This is a genomic window from Dermacoccus sp. CCH2-D9, assembly GCF_001556795.1.
Lineage (GTDB): Bacteria > Actinomycetota > Actinomycetes > Actinomycetales > Dermatophilaceae > Dermacoccus > Dermacoccus nishinomiyaensis.
On record NZ_LSJT01000036.1, the window covers coordinates 1 to 19,790 of the forward strand.

A 19,790-nucleotide genomic window follows, 5' to 3' on the forward strand; every position below is an offset into this window, starting at 1 on the left:
CCTCGCAAGCTCGGACCCCAGCCCCGCGACGAAGAGCTTGATCCTCAGCGCGCGTCGCGCGAGAGGCCCTCGTCCGGGTTGCCGTAGCGACCCGTCACGAGGTAGATGATGCGGTCGGCGACGGCGACGGCGTGGTCACCGAAGCGCTCGTAGTAGCGCGACAGCAGCGTCGCGTTGACGCCGGCCTCCATGCCGTGCTGCCAGTTGTCGAGCAACGTCGTGAAGACCTTCTTGTGCAGCTCGTCCATCGCGTCGTCGATACGGCCGATCTCGACGGCCGCGTAGACGTCCTTGGACGAGATCGCATCACCGGTCGCCTTGACGAGACGCTGACCGACGGCCGCCATCTCAGCGATGATCGGGCGCATGCCGTCGGGGATGGCGAGGTTCGGGGCCGCCATGCGGGCGACCTTCGCGATGTGACGGGCGAGGTCGCCCATGCGCTCGATGTCGGAGCTCATGTGCATCGCCGTGACGACCATGCGCAGGTCGGTGGCGACGGGCTGCTGGCGGGCGAGCAGGTCGACGGCGAGGTCGTCGATCTCCCGGCGCAGCGTGTCGATGTCGTCGTCGGCGGCGATGACGCTCTCGGCGACGGTGCGATCGCCCTCGAGCAGGGCGGTGGTGGCTCGCTCGAGAGCGGTGGCCACCATCGTCGTCATCGTGACGAGCTGGTCGGAGATCTTGTCGAGATCCTCGTGGAATGCGTCGCGCATTCGCGTCCTCCTCAGGCTGGCTCCGTGGAGCGCGTGCAGGCATGGCGGATGACCACCCTGCGGTGGTTCCCAGCAGACGTTTCCATGACCTCATGAACGAAGACAAGCGCGAAGGTGAACATCCGGCGACATGTGCGAGGCGCCCGCGCTCAGGGCGCCGCCCGCGGTCATGGTGTGCGTACCCTTGCCCTGTGTCAGACCTCCTCGCCCTCGCCGCCGGTGCAGCCGTCGCCGCTCCGTTGGCCCTGGGCGGGGGATACGCGCTCGGTCGGCGTCCCGAACGACCGCCGCAAGGGGAGACGAGGGGCGCGGCGACAGCCGTGGCCGCGCCGAGCCTGATCGACACACCTGCCGCGTCGACGACCGACCTCGTGCCGCGCATGCTGTCGCAGGACGCCGCGCGCCTGCTGCGCCTGCTGCGCTCGGGTTGGCTCCTCGTCGACCGTTCTGACCGCGTCGTCGCCTCGAGCGAGGACGCCTCCGCCCTCGGACTCGTGCGCGACGTCGACCTGCGGCACGAGGAGATGAAGCAGGTCGTGCGCCTCGCACGTCGCGAACGCCGCACCGTCGAAGGCGACCTCGACCTGCCGCGCGGCCCGATCGACGACGCCCGCGTCGACCTCGGCGTCCGCGTCACCCCCCTCAACGACGACCTCGTCGTCGTGCTCGTCGAGGACAGGACGCAGGCGCGTCGTATCGAGGAGACGCGCCGCGACTTCGTCGTCAACGTCTCGCACGAGCTGAAGACGCCCGTCGGCGGGTTGCGGTTGCTCGCCGAGGCCGTCGAGGACGCCGCGGACGACGCGGAGGCCGTCGCGCGCTTCGCCGGCCGCATGAAGACGGAGACGGTGCGCCTCGCGAACCTCGTGCAGGAGATCGTCGACCTGTCGCGCCTGCAGGGCGCCGACACCGTCGCCGCGGCCAAGCCCGTCGACCTCGGCGAGTGCACCGTCCGCGCGACGGAGGAGACACGGCTGCTCGCCGAGAGCCGCAACATCGAGGTCCTGCTGCGCGCCGACGAAGAATCGCACGTCGTCCTCGGCGACGAGAACCTGCTGACGACGGCCATCCGCAACCTCGTGAGCAACGCCGTCAACTACTCACCAGCGGACACGCGGATCTCCGTGGTCGTCACGACCGACGACGACGATGTGGCCGTGCAGGTCACCGACCAGGGGATCGGATTGTCCGCGGCCGACGTCGAGCGCATCTTCGAACGCTTCTACCGTGTCGACCCCGCACGCTCCCGTCAGACCGGCGGAACCGGGCTCGGGCTCGCCATCGTCAAGCACGTGTGCGCCAACCACGGCGGCCGCATCCGCGTCTGGAGCGAACCGGGCGTAGGTTCGACGTTCGAGATGCAGTTCCCCTGCTGGAGCGCCGAGCGCGAGCACCACCTCGCCGACCCCGACGCGCCCCTCACCCCCTCAGCCCGCCCGGTGCTCGCGACGAGCGGCGCCCCGACGAAGGAAGTCCAGTGACGCGCATTCTCATCGTGGAGGACGAGGAGTCCTACTGGGAACCGCTCGCGTACATGCTGAAGAAGGAGGGCTACGAGGCCGTCGTCGCAGCCACCGGCCCCGAGGGCATCGACGCCTTCGAGCGCGGCGGCGCGGACCTCGTCCTGCTCGACGTCATGCTGCCCGGCATGTCGGGCGTCGACGTGTGCCGCGAGCTGCGCAGCCGCTCGAGCGTGCCCATCATCATGCTGACGGCGAAGGACAGCGAGATCGACAAGGTCGTCGGCCTCGAGATGGGCGCCGACGACTACGTGACGAAGCCGTACTCCGGGCGCGAGTTGCTCGCGCGCATCAAGGCCGTTCTGCGCCGCCGCGGCGAGGTGGAGGCGGGCGAGAGCGACGAGCTCGTCGTCGGGCCCGTGGCGATGGACGTCGAACGTCACGTCGTCACTGTGGGGGGCAAGGGCGTCGCGATGCCGCTCAAGGAGTTCGAACTGCTCGAGATGCTCATGCGCAACGAGGGGCGCGTCCTCACTCGCATGCAGCTCATCGACCGTGTCTGGGGCAGCGACTACGTCGGTGACACCAAGACCCTCGACGTCCACATCAAGCGCCTGCGCGCCAAGATCGAACCCGACCCTGGCTCGCCACAGCACATCCTGACGGTGCGTGGGCTCGGCTACAAGCTCGAGGCCTGACGCGGAGGACCCTGCGTACCACCCGCACCCCCGGCGCACGACGAAGGCCGGCATCCCGCGCAGGATGCCGGCCTTCGTCAGGCGTGGGACGCGAACACTAGTGGCTCGTGACGGACGTGCCCTTCTCCTCCTCGCCCGTGGGGGCGGGGGTCGATTCGCTGATGCCGACGTCGTGGCCCTCCTTCGGCTCGACGTCCTCGGCGTGCTCGACCGAGGCTGAGCCGTACGGGTACTGGTCGAGCACGACCGGGACGGCGACCTGCGTCGAGCCGCCGGGCGTGGCCTTGAGCGTCATGTCGATCTGGTCGCCCGGCTTCGAGTCGCCGATCGAGGCGACCTCGACGGGGCTGACCTTGGCGGAGCCGTTGCCGTTCGCCTTGCCGTCGAGGCGCACGCTCTGGCCTGCGGGAACGGTGACCTGCGTGTCGGTGCCCGCGACGGAGAGCGTCAGTTGACGATCTTCGTTCGCCTTGTTGTAGACGAGGCCCTCGAGAGCACCCTTGTGCGTCTTGTCGTCGTTGACGATGAGCAGGTTGACGGCCTTGAGGTCGCCCACCGTGGCAGAGACACCGTCAGCGGGGTCGTACTGCAGCTCCGTCGTGTACGGGTTGATGACCTGGCCGCAGCCGGTCAGGGTGGCGCCGAGCGTCACGGCGGCAAGAAGCACGCCTGCGCGGCGGCGCTGGGGGTTCATGATTCGTCGCGTCACGTGCCCAAGAGTATCGCCACCGCCGCGCGCATGCGCGCACCGGGTGCAGAGGTGACCGAATCGACACACAACTTTTTCGCCATTCGCCGCGTGTCGCGCACCGCACGCACCTGCGAAGGGGCCTCATCGGGGTGTGCTATGGGCCGGTGGCGAGGTTGGAGACGCCGCCGTTTCGCCCGGAATGGCGCGGCTGCGTGGTATTCTTGGGGTCGCGAAAGGGGCTATTACCACATGGAATTCAAAGTCGGCGAGACCGTCGTTTACCCGCACCATGGAGCCGCCACGATCGAAGAGATCAAGGTGCGCAAGATCAAGGGCGAGGACAAGCAGTACCTCGTGCTCAACGTGGCTCAGGGCGACCTGACCATCGAAGTCCCTGCAGAGAACTGCGACCTCGTCGGCGTGCGTGACGTGGTCGACAAGGCCGGCCTCGAGAAGGTGTTCGAGGTGCTGCGCGCCGAGCACACCGAGGAGCCGACCAACTGGTCGCGCCGGTACAAGGCAAATCTCGAGAAGCTCGCCTCCGGTGACGTCATCAAGGTCGCCGAGGTCGTGCGCGACCTGTGGCGCCGTGACCAGGATCGCGGCCTGTCCGCCGGCGAGAAGCGCATGCTCGCCAAGGCCCGCCAGATCCTCGTCTCCGAGCTGGCGCTCGCCGAGCACACGAACGAGGACAAGGCCGAAGCCACGCTCGACGAGGTCCTCGCGTCCTGAACGCCGGAGCCGTCGTCGTCGCCGCCGGGCTCGGCACCCGTCTCAAGGCGGGCCGACCCAAGGCGCTCGTGACACTGAGGGGGGCTCCCCTCGTGACGCACGCCGTCCGCCGCATCCTCGCGGCGGGCGGCGTGTCGCACGTCGTCGTCGTCACTCCGGCGACGCACGAGAGCGACTTCGACGAGGCTCTCGCCGAGTTCGACCCCACCCTCGTCACGCGCGTCGGCGGCGGCGCGGAGCGCAGCGACTCGGTGCGGGCGGGCCTCGCCGCGCTCGATGCGTCGTGCGACGCCGTCCTCGTCCACGACGCAGCGCGGTGCCTCGCGCCGCCGTCGCTCGTGGCTCGGGTGATGGCGGCCCTCGACGACGGCGCTGACGCGGTCGTGCCGGGCGTCGCCGTCGTCGACACGATCAAGCTAGTCGAGGCGCGGGAGGCACAGACGGTCGTCGCGTCGACTCCCGCACGCGCCGCGTTGCGCGCGATCCAGACGCCACAGGGTTTTCGGCGCTCGGTGCTGCTCGCGGCCCACGCCTGCGGCGCCGACGCCACCGACGACGCCGCGCTCGTCGAGCTCGCAGGAGCGGACGTCGTCGTCGTCGCCGGTGACGATCTCGCCCTCAAGGTGACGACGCCGCTCGACATGGTGCTGGCCGAGCACCTGCTCGCCGCGGACGAGGCCGTCGCCGGCGAGGTCACCGACACCCACCCGAGAGGTCAGTCATGACGCACCCCGTCTCATCGTCCGGTCAGCCTGAGTCGCCGGTGTCAATGTCGTTGCCGCGCACCGGGATCGGTGTCGACATCCACCCGCTCGCCGACGACGAGCGGGAGCTGTCCCTCGCAGGTCTGACATGGCCGGGGGAGCGTGGCATCGAAGGTCACTCGGACGGCGACGTCGCCTCGCACGCCCTGTGCGACGCGCTCTTCTCGGCTGCCGGGCTGGGCGACCTGGGGCAGCACTTCGGCGTCGACCGCCCCGAACTCGCCGGCGCCCGCGGCGTGACGCTGCTCGCCGAGACGGCGCGCCTCGTGCGCGAGGCCGGGTACGAGATCGGCAACGTCGCCGTGCAGATCGTCGGAAACCGCCCCAAGATCGGATCGCGTCGCGACGAGGCCCAGGCCGCGCTCTCGGATGCGCTCGGCGGCGCGGTCGTCTCGGTCAGCGGCACGACGAGCGACGGGCTCGGCTTGACGGGCCGAGGCGAGGGAATCGCGGCCATCGCGACCGCGCTCATCGTGCCGCGCGCCTGAGGCGTCACCCGTTCGAGCTGTGTCACGCCGTGACGGCGGCTTCCTGATTCCCCGCCTCGGGGCGTCGAAACCCTTGTGATGACGGGGTTGTCAGCGCCGGGCACTACATTGGAACCAAAGTCGGGCACATGCGCCGAGGCCACCTCGAAGCGGTGCACCGACCCGTCGAGCCACCTTCCACACGAGGAGATCTTTCGATATGTCCCAGACGGTCAAGGGCGTCATCGCCCGCAGCAAGAACGCCCCGGTCGAACTCGTCGACATCGTCGTGCCCGACCCCGGCCCCGGTGAGGTGGTCGTCGACGTCGAGGCGTGCGGCGTCTGCCACACCGACCTGTCGTACCGCGACGGCGGCATCAACGACGAGTTCCCGTTCCTGCTCGGCCACGAGGCGGCCGGGCGCGTCGAGAAGATCGGCGAGGGCGTGACGAACGTCGAGGTCGGCGACTTCGTCGTGCTCAACTGGCGCGCCGTGTGCGGCGAGTGCCGTGCGTGCAAGAAGGGTCAGCCCTGGTACTGCTTCGACACGGCCAACGCGACGCAGAAGATGACGCTGGCCGAGGACGGCACGGAGCTGACGCCCGCTCTCGGGATCGGCGCGTTCATCGACAAGACTCTCGTCGCCGCCGGCCAGTGCACGAAGGTCGAGGAGTCCGACGCAGCCGCGGTCGGCCTGCTCGGCTGTGGCGTCATGGCCGGGTTCGGTGCGGCCGCCAACACCGGCCAGGTCGAACGCGGTGAGTCCGTCGCCGTCATCGGCTGCGGTGGGGTGGGGTGCGCGGCCATCGCCGGTGCCGAGATCGCCGGTGCGGCGCGCATCATCGCCGTCGACATCGACGACGCGAAGCTCGAGACGGCGAAGAAGTTCGGCGCGACCCACACGATCAACTCGAAGAACGTCGACGCCGTCGAGAAGATCCGCGAACTCACCGGCGGGTTCGGCGCCGACGTCGTCATCGACGCCGTCGCACGCCCCGAGACGTACGAGCAGGCGTTCTACGCCCGTGACCTCGCCGGCCGCGTCGTCATGGTCGGCGTGCCGACGCCCGATCTGAAGATCGAACTGCCGATGATCGAGATCTTCGGTCGCGGTGGCGCGCTCAAGTCGAGCTGGTACGGCGACTGCCTGCCCGAGCGCGACTTCCCGGCGCTTGTGGCCCTCTACAAGCAGGGCCGCTTCGACCTCGACGCCTTCGTCACCGAGCGCATCAGCATCGACGCCGTCGAGTCGGCGTTCGAGAAGCTGCACGAGGGTTCGGTGCTGCGTTCGGTGGTGGAACTGTGAGCGCCCCCGCGGGCCCGGAAGCCGTCGTCGCCGACGGCGATCTGCGCATCGAACGCGTCGTCACCTCCGGCACCTTCGAGCTCGACGGCGGTAAGTGGGACGTCGACAACAACGTCTGGCTCATCGGCGACGACGAGCAGGTGATAATCGTCGACCCGGCTCACGAGGCGGCGCCCATCCTCGACGCCGTCGCGGGCCGCGAGGTCGTCGCCATCGTGTGCACGCACGCCCACAATGACCACATCACGGCCGCCGCCGACGTGCGCGCCGCGACAGGTGCGCCCGTCCACCTGCACCCGGGCGACCGCGTGCTGTGGGACATGATGTACGACTGGGCGCCCGACGAGTCGCTGAGCGACGGGGACGAGCTGCGGGTCGCAGGGGCCACCCTGCGCGTCATCCACACCCCGGGGCATGCGCCGGGCGCGTGTTGTCTGTACCTCGAGGCGCTCGACGTCGTGTTCACGGGCGACACGTTGTTCCAGGGCGGCCCCGGTGCGACCGGTCGGTCGTACTCGGACGAGGACACGCTGCTCGCCTCGATCCGCACGTCGTTGTTCACGCTGCCGGGCCACACCACCGTCCTGACGGGCCACGGTGACGCGACGAGCATCGCGGCCGAGAGCGCCACGATCGGAGCCGGGTCCGAGCAGTGAGCATCCGAGGGTGACCCGCGTGTTCCTGCGCGGTGGTTCGACGGACGTGGCGCAGACTGAGAGGATGCGTCGCCCGTCGAGCCTGCCCCTCGCCCACACCCGCCCCGATCGTCGCCTCGTGCACACCGGGGCGATCCTGGTCGGCGTCATCACGCTCGGGGCCGTCGGCGCCGGATGCTCCTCGGACACGAATCACTCGGCGCCCGCGGCGAACGTGTCGTCGGGCGCTGGGGGCTCGGCGGCGGGAACGCACTCGGGCGCTGAACCGCCCGGGTCGCCGGCGAGTTCGTCGAGTGCCGCGCCTGCGGCGACCATCACCATCGCCTCGAACGTCGCCCAGGGCTCGCCCCTGGGGTTGTCGCAGCCGGTGACGGTGAGTGCGAAGGGCGCCGATTCGAGCTCGGCACAGGTCACGGACGTCACCGTCACCGACGCGGCGGGCAAGAGCGTCGAGGGCAACTACGACGCGAGCGCGGGCACCTGGACGCCGGCCGGCCTGTTGACCAAGAGCGGCTCGTACACCGTGACGGCCACGGCCAAGACCTCGGACGGGCAGAGCGCGTCGAACTCGCGGACCCTCCTCGCTGCCGCGAACGGTGAGAGCACGACCGGCCTCTACGCCGTCACGCCGTTCAAGCGCTCGAACGTCGGCAACGCTCAGCCGGTCGTGCTGACGTTCAGCCAGGCCGTGCCGCAGGCGCAGCGCGCCGAGGTCGCCAAGCGGTTCACCGTGAAGGACACGGCGAACGTGGAGGGCGCGTGGCGTTGGGTAAGCCCGACGCGCCTCGACTACCGCCCGAAGAACAAGTGGCCGGTCGGCGACAGCGTCACCGTCACCGGCTCGATCCAGGGCATGCCGATCGGCCAGACCTGGGGCGCGGGCACGCTCGGTGACGTCGGCTTCGACGTCACCTCCGACCTCGAGGCGGTGTACGACCCCGCGACGCACGAGGTCACCGTCAGCGAGGGTGGCAAGGTCACCCGCGTCATGAAGTCGGGTGGTGGCAAGAAGGGCTTCGAGAGCCTCACCGGCAAGATGGTCGTGACGGGCAAGGAGCGGACGGTACGCATGACGTCGTGCAGCGTCGGCATCTCCTGCACGCCCGGCGATGCAAACTACTACGACGAGCAGATCAACAACGCCGTTCAGGTCTCCGAATCGGGCACCTACCTGCACGCCGCACCCTGGGACGACCTCATCGGCAAGGCGGACACATCGCACGGATGCTTCCACCTGTCGGCCGCCGACGCGAAGTGGTTCTACGACAAGGTGCTGCCCGGCAACCTGTTCGTCTCCAAGGGCACGAACAACCCCGTCTCCGTGACGAACGGCGAGGGCGACTGGAACCTCACCTGGCAGCAGTGGATCTCCTGAGCCACTGATCGACGCTGCGCCGCTCGATGGTGGGCAGGCGCGGCCCGGGCGGGGCGTCAGGGCTGCGCGTCGCCGATAGACTGTGCGGCGTGAGCCTGCAGATCTTCGACACCGCCACGCGCGAACTGCGCGACTTCGAACCAGTTGAGCCCGGCAAGGTCGGCATCTACATCTGTGGGTTGACGACGCAGGGTTCGCCGCACATCGGTCACCTGCGCTTCGCCGTCGCGTTCGACGTGCTGCGCAACTGGCTGACGCGCGGTCACGGCTACGACGTCACGCTCGTGCGCAACGTCACCGACATCGACGACAAGATCCTGCGCAAGTCCGCGGAGGCGGGGGAGCCCTGGTTCGCGTGGAGCTACCTTCACGAGCGTGAGACGAGCGACGCGCTCGACATCCTCGGCGTTCAGCGACCGACGTACGAGCCGCGCGCGACAGGGCACGTCACCGACATGGTCGAACTCATGGAACTGCTCATCGAACGCGGCCATGCCTACCCGGCAGCCGACGGTTCGGGCGACGTCTACTTCGACGTCAAGAGCTTCGACGAGTACGGCGCGCTGACGCGGCAGAAGCTCGACGACATGGAAGACGCCGCTGACGCCGACCCGCGTGCGAAGCGCGACCCCCGCGACTTCGCGCTGTGGAAGGGCCGCAAGGCCGACGAGCCGGCGTCCGCGAACTGGCCGACGCCGTGGGGTGAGGGGCGCCCCGGCTGGCACCTCGAGTGCTCCGCGATGGCGCGTCGTTGGCTCGGTGACACGTTCGACATTCACGGCGGCGGCATCGACCTGCGCTTCCCGCACCACGAGAACGAGCAGGCGCAGTCACGCGCCGCAGGTCTCGGTTTCGCGCGCTACTGGATGCACAACGGCTGGGTGACGCTGAGCGGCGAGAAGATGAGCAAATCGCTCGGCAACACGCTGTCCGTCACGGAGCTGACGAAGACGGTGCGTCCGCTCGTGCTGCGCTACTACCTCGGCTCGGTGCACTACCGTTCGACGATCGAGTACACGTCCGATTCGCTGGCGGAAGCGAATGCCGCCGTCGAGCGCATCGAGGGCTTCCTGCGTCGCGCCCTCGGCGAGGACGCCGTCCTGACGAGCGCCGACCTCGCCGACGTCGAACTGCCCGAGGCGTTCGTCGCGACGATGGACGACGACCTCAACGTCTCCGGCGCGCTCGCAGCGTGCTTCGACGCCATCCGCGAGGGCAACACCGCCATCGACGAGGCCGATGTGCGGCGCGTCGAAGAGCTCGCGCTGCAGGTCGCCGCGATGACCGACGTCCTCGGCGTCAACCCGCTCGACCCGAAGTGGTCGGGCAACGGATCGGCCGGCGGTGACGAGACGAAGCGTGCGCTCGGCGCGCTCGTCGACGCTCTCGTCGAGCAACGCAAGACCGCACGTGCGGCGAAGGACTTCGCGACAGCAGACATCATCCGCGACCAGCTGGCCGACGCCGGCGTCGTGGTCGAAGACACCCCCGACGGCGCCCGCTGGAGCGTGGCGCGTACGGGCCGAAAGGACAACGACTGATGCCAGGCAACTCATCGCGCCGCGGTGCGATCCGCAAGGGAGCGTCGAAGAAGGGCGCGACGACCGGCAGCGGCGGTCAGCGCCGACGTGGGCTCGAGGGCAAGGGCCCGACGCCGCGCGCGGAGGAGCGCCCGAACCACAAGGCGTACAAGTCGGCGCAGCGCTCCGGCGCCGCCAAGAACGCGCCCAACGCGCGACGTTCGAGCGGTGCGCGCCGCGACCGGACGTCGAGCGAGATCATCGCCGGGCGCAACTCGGTGCTCGAGGCGTTGCGTGTCGGCGTGCCTGCCGCGACGCTGTACGTTGCGAGCCGCATCGACTCCGACGACCGCGTGCGCGAGACGCTCAAGATCGCGCAGGAGCAGGGCGTCGCGATGCTCGAGACGCCGCGCGGTGAACTTGATCGGCTCACGGACGGCGCGGTGCACCAGGGCCTCGCGCTGCAGGTGCCGCCGTACGAGTACGCGCACCCGAGCGACCTCATCGACCCCGAACTGCCCGGCACGCCGCTCGTCGTCGCGCTCGACGGCATCACCGATCCCCGCAACCTCGGCGCCATCGTGCGTTCGACGGCGGCGTTCGGCGGCCACGGCGTCGTCATCCCGCAGCGTCGCAGCGCGGGCATGACCGCGTCGGCGTGGAAGACGTCGGCGGGCGCCGCGGCACGCATCCCCGTCGCGCAGGCGAGCAACCTGACGGCCGCGCTCAAGGAGTTCAAGAAGGCGGGCTTCTTTGTCATCGGCCTCGACATGGACGGTGACGTCGACCTGCCCGGCCTCGAGCTCGCCGACCGGCCGCTCGTCGTCGTCGTCGGCTCCGAGGGCAAGGGCCTGTCGCGTCTCGTCAGCGAGACGTGCGACCAGCTCGTCTCGGTGCCGATGAGCTCCGCGGTCGAGTCGCTCAACGCCGGCATCGCGACGTCCGTGACGCTGTATCAGGTGGCCGTCAACCGCGGGCTGGGCTCGACGCGCTGAGCCCCCGGGGTCGGATGCGGGAGGCTCCCAGCCCCGTATCGTGGTACGTCCAGGCACCATAATGAACGAGAGGGAGACCTTCACCATGTCGAACCACGACTCCTACGACGGATACCAGCCCGGCGACGGCCAGAACCCCGGCCACTACGGTCAGCCGAACCAGTACGACCAGACCGGTGACCAGGGGCAGTACGGGCAGTACGGTCAGCCGCACCAGAGCCAGTCGAACCAGTACGGCGCCCACACGTCCTACGACAACCAGACGCAGGCCAACCCCACGGCCGGCGCCCAGGCGTACGGGCAGCAGGTGCCCGCTGATCAGTCCCTGTCGGGCGCCGGGTTCTTCAAGGCGCTGTTCGATTTCTCGTTCTCGACGTTCATCACGCCGAAGATCGTCAAGTTCGCCTACGCCATCTCCGTCGGCGCCCTGGGGCTGTTGTGGGTCTTCATGGTCATCGGCGGCTTCGCGGACAACGCGGCGTCGGGTTTGCTCGCTCTCATCATCGGCCCCGTCCTCATCTTGCTGTACCTCGTCTTCATCCGGATGACGCTCGAGTTCTACGTCGCGATCGTTCGCATGAGCGAGGACATCCACCAGCGTCTGCGCTGACGCGTGCCCTGACGTGAAACGGCCCGGTTCCCTCGGAGAGGGGAACCGGGCCGTTTCACGTCAGGCGAGCTCGAGGCTCGCCCGCGGTGGGGCGGGCGTCAGTCGCCGCGCACCACGATCGTGTGGACGATCTTGTCGTGCAGCGTCTGCTTGGTGTCATCCCACAGCGGCCACAGCAGGTCGACGATGAGCAGGAGTCCGCCGCTGATACCGCCGGCGACGGCTTCGAGCAGGTAACGCCCGAAGCCGACACCGGCGCCCGTCGGCTGACCCGTGCGCTCGTCGACGACCTTGAGGTGCAGCATCTTCTTGCCGAGGCTCTGGCCCGTCCTGCCCTGACGGATGGCGCGGTTCCAGAGGTTGAACAGCAACGCGACGAGCGGACCGAGCAGCGCCAACGCGACACCGCCGCCGGAGACGTTGTGCAGCGTCGAGTTGCCGTTGATGTCTTCCACCGAGTAGCTGTCCTTGAACGCCAGCCACAATCCGAGACCGGAGATGACGATCATCGGGACGGCCGACAGCAGGCTGTCGATGAGGTAGGCGCCCACGCGCGACCCCCACGAACCGTAGGGCGCGGACCCCAGCCGTCGAGCGGGCGCACCGTACTGCTGCCCCTGATAGGGCTGGTTCTGGTACGGCTGGCCGGGCTGCGGCGCACCCTGGTAGCCCTGCGGTTGGTACGGCTGGCCCTGGTACTGCTGATACTGGGGGCCCGGCTGCGACTGCGCGCCGCTGCCGTACCCCTGGGCGCCACCGTGCTCGGGCGGCGGAACGTAGGGGTCGTATCCGTTGCTCATGTCCGTTCCTTCTCGTCAGGCGCCGATGGCGGGTGGGCCGCTCAGGCCGTGCGGACGACGAGCGAGTGGACGGCCTTGTCGTGCCACGTCTGGTTCTTGTCGTCCCACAGCGGCCACAGGTAGTTGAGCAGGGGGATGAAGAACAGCAGCGGGATCAGCTGCGACGGCAGCGAGATCAGGATGTCGACGGCGAGGCGGCCGAGACCACGGCCGACACCCAGGTACTGGCCGGTCCGCTCGTTGATGACGCCGATCTTGAGCACCTTCTTGCCGATGCTCTGGCCTCGCTTGCCCTGCAGGTATCCCTCGTTCCAGAGACGGAACAGCAGACCGAGCAGCGTGCCCGCGCCCATGAACGCCCAGGCCCGGTCCGTGAAGGGATCGGTGGGGTCGGCGCCCGGCGCGTCCCAGCCGTCCTTGAGGAAATCTCCGGTGCCGAGCGCGATGCCGACGCAGATGATGGTCGGCAGGATCGTGATGAGCCAGTCCAGCAACGCCGCACCGACACGCGAACCCCAGCTCGCGAGGATCGGCATGTTCGGCGCGCCCTGACCGTACTGCTGGGCGTAGCCCGGTGCGCCGTAGGCGTCCGGCTGGCCGTAGCCGCCGCCGTACTGCTGGCCCTGCGCGCCGTACTGCGCGTCACCGTACTGCTGGGCAGGCTGGACGTACTGAGGCTGGCCGTAACCCTGCTGGTCATGGCTCGGCTGTCCATAAGCAGGCTGGCCCTGCGGCGCGCCGCCGTACTGGCCCGGCTGCGCGGCGGGGTCGTGCGGATTCTGACCGTACGGCTGGCTGCCGTATCCATTCGTGTTGTTGCTCATGGTGATCCCTCCTGTGTTCCTTCGCACACGAGGTTACCGGGGCGCCGCGCTCAGCGCGCGGTCATCTGCAGGGGCGTTGCGTCGGGGGCGATGACGTTCTGCTCGTCCGGTTTCGTCGGCAGGATGTTCTCGACGTAGTCGGCGACGGCTTCCTCGATCGTCACGTGACGCTGCAGACGCTCCGACATGTACCAGCGGTGCTCGAGCACCTCGTGGAACATCTCGGCCGGTTCGAGCTTCTGACGCAACTGCGGCGGTGCCGTGCGGGTGATCGGTTCGTAGATCGTCGCGAGCCAGTCGTGCGCGACGGCGCGTTCGTCGTCGTTCTGGCGATTCTTGCTCGCCGTGAAGCTGACGAGGTCGTTGAGCAGTCGTCGCGCCTGGTTCTCGCCGACCTCGAGACCGGTGAGGTGACGCAGGCGGCGCGTGTGGTAGCCGGCCTCGACGATCTGGGGCTTGATCGACATCGTCGTGCCGTCGATGTCGGTCGTGATGTCGAGCTCGCCGACGTCGAAGCCGAGGTCGTTCAGCGAGCGGATGCGCTGTTCGACGCGCCACGCGTCCGAGGCATCGAAACGCTCGGCCTGCGTGAGTGCCTCCCACAGCTCGTGATAGCGCTCGACGATCGTGTTGCTCACCTCGATGGGGTCCATGTCGTCGGGCACCATGCCGCCGGCCTGCAGATCCATCAGCTCCCCGGCGATGTTGACCCGCGCGATGTCGAGGTCGTGCTCGCGCTGGCCCTTCGACAGCTTCTCGCGTAGCTCACCGGTCTCGGCGTCGACGAGGTAGGCGGCGAACTCGCCCGCGTCACGACGGAACAGGGCGTTCGACAGTGACACATCACCCCACCAGAAACCGACGAGGTGCACCTTGACGAGCAGGACCGCGAGGGCGTCGATGAGGCGGGTCGCCGCGTCCGGGCGCAGCGACTGGCTGATCATCGCGCGGTACGGCAGCGAGAACTGCAGGTGCCGCGTCAGCAGGCACGCGTCGAGCGGTTCGCCGTGCACGTCGGTGCGTCCGGTGACGACGGCGATCGCCTCGACGCACGGCAGGTGCAGGCGCCGCAGCTGCTTGAGCATCGCGTACTCGCGCAGCGCGATGTCGGCCTTGATCTCCTTGACGGCGAGGATGCGGCCGTCGACCTTCGCGAAGCGGACGATGTGACGCGAGATGCCGCGCGGCAGTGCCGCAAGTTGGTCCTCTGGCCACTGCTCGAGGGGCACGCTCCACGGCAGTGCGAACAGCGCGGGGTAGGGGCGTGCTGCCTTGATGTCGAGTGCCACCTCGTCATCCTCCCACCGTGCGGGGGCGGCTGAGCGCATCCGCGTGACGGTGTGTCTCACCCGAAACGGTGCATCGGCCACCCGTCGATGCGTCGAGCGGACGGTGGCCGCTCGCCATCGTCCGCTCGATCGTCATGTCAGCCCCTCGCGGGTGCGCGTTCAGTCGTTGATGCGCTCGCCGGTCTCGACGTCGAAGAGGTGGATGTGATCCGTCTTCGGCGCGAAGTACAGCGTGTCGCCCTTCATCGGGGGGCGGCGGCCGTCGACGCGGGCCATGACCTGCTGGTCCTCCCCATCGACGTTCGTCTTGCCGTAGACGTAGGCGTCGGCGCCGAGCTCCTCGACCATGACGACGTCGACCTCGAGACCAGCGTCGGACGGCGCGAGGTCCTCCGGGCGGATGCCGAGCGTCACACGGTTCGAACCGGGGCGGGCGTCCTCGGGCAGCGGGATCGACGCGGTGCCGAGCAGTACCTTGTTGTCCTTGACCGGCACCTCGAACAGGTTCATCGCGGGGCTGCCGATGAAGCCCGCGACGAAGACGTTCTTCGGGTGGTCGTACATGTTGCGCGGCGTGTCGCACTGCTGCAGCAGACCGTCCTTGAGGACGGCGACGCGGTCACCCATCGTCATGGCTTCGACCTGGTCGTGGGTGACGTAGACGGTCGTCACGCCGAGGCGACGCTGCAGGTCGGCGATCTGCGTACGGGTCTGCACTCGCAGCTTGGCGTCGAGGTTGGACAGCGGCTCGTCCATGAGGAACACCTGCGGCTGACGCACGATGGCGCGGCCCATCGCGACGCGCTGACGCTGGCCACCCGACAGGTCCTTCGGCTTGCGCTCGAGGTACTGCGTGAGGTCGAGGATCTGCGCGGCCTCCTCGACGCGCTTGCGGATCTCGCCCTTGTCGACGCCGGCGATCTTGAGCGCGAAGCCCATGTTGTCGGCGACGCTCATGTGCGGGTAGAGCGCGTAGTTCTGGAACACCATCGCGACGTCGCGATCCTTCGGCGACAGCGCCGTGACGTCGCGTCCGTCGATGAGGATGCGGCCGCTCGTCACCTCTTCCAGGCCGGCGAGCATGCGCAGCGAGGTCGACTTGCCGCAGCCCGACGGGCCGACGAGGACGAGGAACTCGCCGTCGGCGATCTCGATGTTGAGGTCGCTGACGCTGGGACGATCGGCCCCGGGGTAGATGAGGGTGACGTTGTCGTACGTGACGGTTGCCATGAGGTTTCCTTAGCGCTCACCGGCAGGAACGTGCCGGACGATCCGTTGTGAACGGGCGGCGCACGGATGTGACGCCGCACACAGCATGCCTGATGGGAGCGGCTCTTGACCAGCCCTTCTGCACATTTGTTTCAGCAGTGCTCATCTGAGCGTCCCGTCTCGAAGGGCAGGTGGGTCGATCTGCATGCTCGCTCGGCCCTCCCTACCGCCTGGTCAACGCTCCTTGATCAAATCGTGACCGTGAAAAATTTTGCAGACCCTGAGTGCACGCTGCATGCTGTGAAGCAGGCCACACTCGAGGTGCGGCCCTGAACAATCGGAGTACTCATGACCAAGCGCAGTGTGGCTGTCGCATTCGCGGGCGTCCTCGCCCTCTCCGTCTCCGCGTGCGGCGGCGGCTCGTCCTCGTCCGACTCGTCGAAGAGCGACACCTCTGCGGCTTCGTCGAAGTCCGGTGACGCGAAGGCGTCGGGCAGTGCTGCCGCCGGCAGTGACGTCAACGCCAAGGACCCGAAGCGTGACGCCAACGCCGACCTCGTCATCTGGGCTGACGGCACCGCGGCCCCCGTCGTCTCCAAGCTCGCGAAGCAGTTCGCGGACGAGAACGACGTCAAGGTCTCCGTCCAGGTCTCGACGGACGTGCGCGGCAACTACGGCACGGCCTTCAAGGCGGGCCAGGCCCCCGACGTCATCGTCGGCGCTCACGACTGGATGGGTGAGCTCGTCTCCAACGGCTCCGTCGCGCCCGTGCAGATCCCCGCCAACGTCGCTTCCGGCTTCAACAAGGAGGCCATCGCCGCGACGAAGTACAACAACCAGTCCTACGGCGTGCCCTACGCCGTGGAGAACATGGCGCTCGTGCGCAACACCGACATGGTCAAGGACGCGCCGAAGACGATCGACGAGCTCGTCTCCACCGGTCAGAAGGTCGTCGACGAGAAGAAGGCGACGAACGTCCTCTCCCTCGAGATGGGCAAGCAGGGCGACGCCTACCACGGCATCCCGTTCCTCACCGGTTTCGGCGGCGGCATCTTCGGCACGAAGGCCAACGGCGACTACGACGCGAGCAAGCTGCTCGTCAACTCGCCCGAGAGCCTCAAGGGCGCCAACCTGCTCGCCGAGCTCGGCAAGAAGAAGGTGCTGTCGACGAACGTCGACAAGACCAACGGTGACGCCCTGTTCGCCGACAAGAAGGCGCCGTACATCATCACCGGCCCGTGGTCGCTGCCGACGTTCGACAAGGCCGGCATCAAGTACGAGGTCTCCTCGCTGCCCACCGTCACCGGTGGCGGAAAGATGACGCCGTTCCTCGGCGTGCAGATGTTCTACGTCAGCTCGAAGGCGAAGAATGCGACCGTCGCTCAGACGTTCACCACGTCCTTCCTCACCACCGCGGCCGCGCAGAAGGCGCTGTTCGAGGTCGGCAAGCGTCCGCCGGCACTGACGGCGGCGTACGACGAGGTCGTCAAGTCCAACCCCGACGTCGCGAAGTGGGCCGAGGCCGGCAAGGGCGCGAAGCTCATGCCGAACATCCCCGCGATGAATGCCGTCTGGGGCCCGATGGGTCAGGCGATGGCCGACGTCATCTCCGGCAAGGCAGCCCCCGACGCCCGCTTCAACGCGGCGCAGAAGGAGATCGAGGCCGCCATCAAGGCCGGCAGCTGACGATCCACCCACGTCGCATCCGTGAGCCGGTGACCACGTCGGTCGCCGGCTCACGGCGCGTCGAGCGTCGACGACGACGCCCATCACGACAGGCCTGACGGCGCCCGCGAGGCGCCTCACGCCCCAGGCTGGTGCGGTGAGCACCGGTGAACGAGTTCCCCGAGCGATGGAGAAGGACATGGCGACCCTCGCCGCCCCCGAGCAGACGTCGGGTCTGCCGCCAGCCAAGAGCCCCGTGTGGGCGCCGATCCTCAAGTGGGCGCTCGTCGCGGCCGCCGTCATCCTCTGCATCTATCTCGCGACGCAGCTGGCCGACAAGGGGTACGGCCTCGCCGTCGTCGGTGTCGCGTTCGTCGCGATGGCCGTGCTCGTCGTGTACGGCACGCGCCGCAACGTGCCCGCGAAGTATCTGTTCCCGGGCCTGATCCTGCTGCTCGGGCTGCAGGTGTGGCCCATCGTGTACACGGCCGCGACGTCGTTCACGAACTACGGCCAGGGCCACCTCGTCTCCAAGGAGGAGGCGACGAAGCAGGACATCGCCTACTCCGTCCAGCAGGTCGCGGGGTCGCCGACGTACGGGCTGTCGATCGCCGTCAAGGACGGCCAGGACGTGACGTCCGCGCCGTTGCACTTCCTGCTGACCGACGAGAAGGGCAAGCACTTCGTCGGTGACGCCAAGGGGTTGCAGCCGCTCACGGGCAAGACGGAGATGGGCATCGGCCACCTCAAGTCGGCCGAGGGCTATCGCGTCCTCAAGCTCGGCGAGGCGAACAAGCGCAAGGACCTCGCCAACTTCGCGGTGCCGACGAGTGACGGCCACGGCATCAAGGCCAGTGGTGTCTCGCAGGCCTTCGAGGGCGCGCCGACGCTGAAGTGGGACAAGGCGAAGAACACCCTCACCGACTCCGCCACGGGCACGGTATACGTCGAGAAGGATGCACGCTGGGTGCCGCAGTCCGGCTCCGCGAGCCCGCTGCCGGTCGGGTGGAAGCAGGGCGTCGGGTTCAAGAACTACACCGACCTCGTGACGAACGACACGATTCGCAAGGGGTTCTTCGGCATCTTCGCGTGGAACATGGCGTTCGCCATCCTGTCGGTGCTGTCGACCTTCGTGCTCGGCATGCTGCTCGCGCTGCTGCTCAACGACCCGCGCATCAAGGGCCGCGCCATCTACCGCAGCCTGCTCATCCTGCCGTACGCCGTGCCCGTGTTCGTCTCCGCGCTCGTGTGGGCGTCGATGTTCAACCAGGACTACGGCCTCATCAACAACCTGACCGGCCTCGACATCGACTGGTTCGGCGACCCGTGGGCCGCGCGCGCCGCCATCCTGCTGACCAACCTGTGGCTCGGCTTCCCCTACATGTTCGTCGTGTGCACAGGCGCGCTGCAGTCGATCCCGGGTGACGTCATGGAGGCCGCACGCATCGACGGCGCCGGCCCGATCCGGACGCTGCGCTCCATCACGATGCCGCTGCTGCTCGTCGCGGTGGGCCCCCTGCTCATCGCGTCGTTCGCGTTCAACTTCAACAACTTCGGCCTCATCTACCTGCTGACCAAGGGCGGGCCGTTCGTCGGCGACAGCGCCCAGATCGGCTCGACCGACCTGCTCATCACCTACGCGTACCGTCTCGCGATCGACGGGACGAACCCGAACTTCGGTCTCGCATCCGCGGTCGCCGTCGTCATCTTCATCATCGTCGCGCTCCTGAGCTTCCCCGGCTTCCTGCGCAGCAAGGCCCTCGAGGAGGTCAACTGATGTCTGCCATGAACACCCCTGCGGCCGGCCTGCCCGAACCGGGAGCCGTGACCGGCGTGCCCGAAGCTGCCCCCGGCGGCACGCATGCTCGTGCGCCGCGCCTCGGTGGCGGCGTGTGGTGGCGCCACCTGCTCGCGCTGTGCGCGCTCGCCTTCGCGCTGTTCCCGATCCTGTTCCTGCTCTCGGCGGCACTCAACAAGGCGGGGACGCTGAGTTCTTCGACGCTGCTGCCGACG

General features: G+C 68.5%; 19 protein-coding genes and 1 pseudogene. 14 read left to right on the forward strand and 6 right to left on the reverse strand.

Going from position 1 to position 19,790, the window contains the following annotated elements:
* Nucleotides 1-44: 44 nt before the first annotated feature.
* Nucleotides 45-716, reverse strand: coding sequence for a phosphate signaling complex protein PhoU (gene phoU / locus AX669_RS02625; protein ID WP_062256383.1), 672 nt, complete (start codon nt 714-716; stop codon nt 45-47).
* 191 nt (nt 717-907) lie between these two features.
* Here phoU and AX669_RS02630 point away from each other — a divergent pair, with 191 nt between their 5' ends.
* Nucleotides 908-2,197: a cell wall metabolism sensor histidine kinase WalK gene (locus AX669_RS02630; RefSeq protein ID WP_231729376.1), complete on the forward strand. Its 1,290-nt coding sequence runs from the start codon at nt 908-910 to the stop codon at nt 2,195-2,197.
* Entirely contained in the window at nt 2,194-2,874 is a 681-nt protein-coding gene (locus AX669_RS02635) for a response regulator transcription factor (protein ID WP_062256388.1), read from the forward strand. The genes AX669_RS02630 and AX669_RS02635 overlap by 4 nt, the downstream gene beginning before the upstream one ends.
* Nucleotides 2,875-2,971: 97 nt before the next feature.
* Here AX669_RS02635 and AX669_RS02640 read toward each other — a convergent pair whose 3' ends face one another.
* A complete protein-coding gene (locus tag AX669_RS02640; RefSeq protein ID WP_006946420.1) occupies nt 2,972-3,583 on the reverse strand; it encodes a hypothetical protein in 612 nt (203 codons plus the stop codon).
* Between the two features lie 231 nt (nt 3,584-3,814).
* On the opposite strand from AX669_RS02640, the gene AX669_RS02645 reads away from it, so the two are divergent.
* The 9 genes from AX669_RS02645 (at nt 3,815) to AX669_RS02685 (ending at nt 11,990) form a co-directional block, all read left to right on the forward strand.
* Entirely contained in the window at nt 3,815-4,297 is a 483-nt protein-coding gene (locus AX669_RS02645; RefSeq protein ID WP_006946459.1) for a CarD family transcriptional regulator, read from the forward strand.
* The gene (ispD, locus tag AX669_RS02650; protein ID WP_062256390.1) at nt 4,294-5,022 is read left to right on the forward strand and encodes a 2-C-methyl-D-erythritol 4-phosphate cytidylyltransferase; all 729 of its coding nucleotides are present in this window, start codon (nt 4,294-4,296) and stop codon (nt 5,020-5,022) included. The genes AX669_RS02645 and ispD overlap by 4 nt, the downstream gene beginning before the upstream one ends.
* Nucleotides 5,019-5,549 (forward strand): 2-C-methyl-D-erythritol 2,4-cyclodiphosphate synthase, encoded by a 531-nt coding sequence (ispF, locus tag AX669_RS02655; RefSeq protein WP_062256392.1) that lies wholly within the window; start codon nt 5,019-5,021, stop codon nt 5,547-5,549. Before ispD ends, ispF begins: the two co-directional genes overlap by 4 nt.
* A gap of 199 nt (nt 5,550-5,748) precedes the next feature.
* Nucleotides 5,749-6,834: an S-(hydroxymethyl)mycothiol dehydrogenase gene (locus AX669_RS02660; RefSeq protein WP_062256394.1), complete on the forward strand. Its 1,086-nt coding sequence runs from the start codon at nt 5,749-5,751 to the stop codon at nt 6,832-6,834.
* Nucleotides 6,831-7,490 (forward strand): MBL fold metallo-hydrolase, encoded by a 660-nt coding sequence (locus tag AX669_RS02665; RefSeq protein ID WP_062256396.1) that lies wholly within the window; start codon nt 6,831-6,833, stop codon nt 7,488-7,490. The genes AX669_RS02660 and AX669_RS02665 overlap by 4 nt, the downstream gene beginning before the upstream one ends.
* A 10-nt stretch (nt 7,491-7,500) precedes the next feature.
* Nucleotides 7,501-8,865 (forward strand): Ig-like domain-containing protein, encoded by a 1,365-nt coding sequence (locus AX669_RS02670; RefSeq protein WP_062256398.1) that lies wholly within the window; start codon nt 7,501-7,503, stop codon nt 8,863-8,865.
* Between the two features lie 89 nt (nt 8,866-8,954).
* Nucleotides 8,955-10,406 carry a cysteine--tRNA ligase gene (gene cysS, locus AX669_RS02675; protein ID WP_038569313.1) on the forward strand — a complete coding sequence of 484 codons (1,452 nt, stop codon included), beginning with the start codon at nt 8,955-8,957 and terminating at the stop codon, nt 10,404-10,406.
* The gene (gene rlmB, locus AX669_RS02680; RefSeq protein ID WP_062256400.1) at nt 10,406-11,380 is read left to right on the forward strand and encodes a 23S rRNA (guanosine(2251)-2'-O)-methyltransferase RlmB; all 975 of its coding nucleotides are present in this window, start codon (nt 10,406-10,408) and stop codon (nt 11,378-11,380) included. Before cysS ends, rlmB begins: the two co-directional genes overlap by 1 nt.
* 85 nt (nt 11,381-11,465) lie before the next feature.
* Nucleotides 11,466-11,990 carry a DUF4282 domain-containing protein gene (locus AX669_RS02685; RefSeq protein ID WP_160126244.1) on the forward strand — a complete coding sequence of 175 codons (525 nt, stop codon included), beginning with the start codon at nt 11,466-11,468 and terminating at the stop codon, nt 11,988-11,990.
* Nucleotides 11,991-12,088: 98 nt separating this feature from the next.
* Here the strand turns inward: AX669_RS02685 and AX669_RS02690 are convergent, their stop codons facing one another.
* From AX669_RS02690 to AX669_RS02705, 4 genes are all read right to left on the reverse strand, one after another.
* Entirely contained in the window at nt 12,089-12,790 is a 702-nt protein-coding gene (locus AX669_RS02690) for an RDD family protein (RefSeq protein WP_062256405.1), read from the reverse strand.
* Nucleotides 12,791-12,831: 41 nt separating this feature from the next.
* Nucleotides 12,832-13,614 carry an RDD family protein gene (locus tag AX669_RS14085; RefSeq protein ID WP_062256407.1) on the reverse strand — a complete coding sequence of 261 codons (783 nt, stop codon included), beginning with the start codon at nt 13,612-13,614 and terminating at the stop codon, nt 12,832-12,834.
* A 50-nt stretch (nt 13,615-13,664) separates the two neighbouring features.
* Nucleotides 13,665-14,942: a DUF4032 domain-containing protein gene (locus AX669_RS02700; RefSeq protein WP_231729377.1), complete on the reverse strand. Its 1,278-nt coding sequence runs from the start codon at nt 14,940-14,942 to the stop codon at nt 13,665-13,667.
* Nucleotides 14,943-15,062: 120 nt separating this feature from the next.
* Complete coding sequence (locus AX669_RS02705; RefSeq protein WP_062256410.1) at nt 15,063-16,133, reverse strand: ABC transporter ATP-binding protein; 1,071 nt, start codon at nt 16,131-16,133, stop codon at nt 15,063-15,065.
* Between the two features lie 327 nt (nt 16,134-16,460).
* Here AX669_RS02705 and AX669_RS02710 point away from each other — a divergent pair, with 327 nt between their 5' ends.
* The 3 genes and pseudogenes from AX669_RS02710 to AX669_RS13540 form a co-directional block, all read left to right on the forward strand.
* Nucleotides 16,461-17,798 carry a maltose ABC transporter substrate-binding protein gene (locus AX669_RS02710; protein ID WP_062256412.1) on the forward strand — a complete coding sequence of 446 codons (1,338 nt, stop codon included), beginning with the start codon at nt 16,461-16,463 and terminating at the stop codon, nt 17,796-17,798.
* A 136-nt stretch (nt 17,799-17,934) separates the two neighbouring features.
* Nucleotides 17,935-19,554 (forward strand): ABC transporter permease subunit, encoded by a 1,620-nt coding sequence (locus AX669_RS02715; RefSeq protein WP_231729378.1) that lies wholly within the window; start codon nt 17,935-17,937, stop codon nt 19,552-19,554.
* Nucleotides 19,554-19,790, forward strand: a pseudogene (locus AX669_RS13540) (sugar ABC transporter permease); the annotation flags it as partial. The gene AX669_RS02715 and the pseudogene AX669_RS13540, both read left to right, overlap by 1 nt.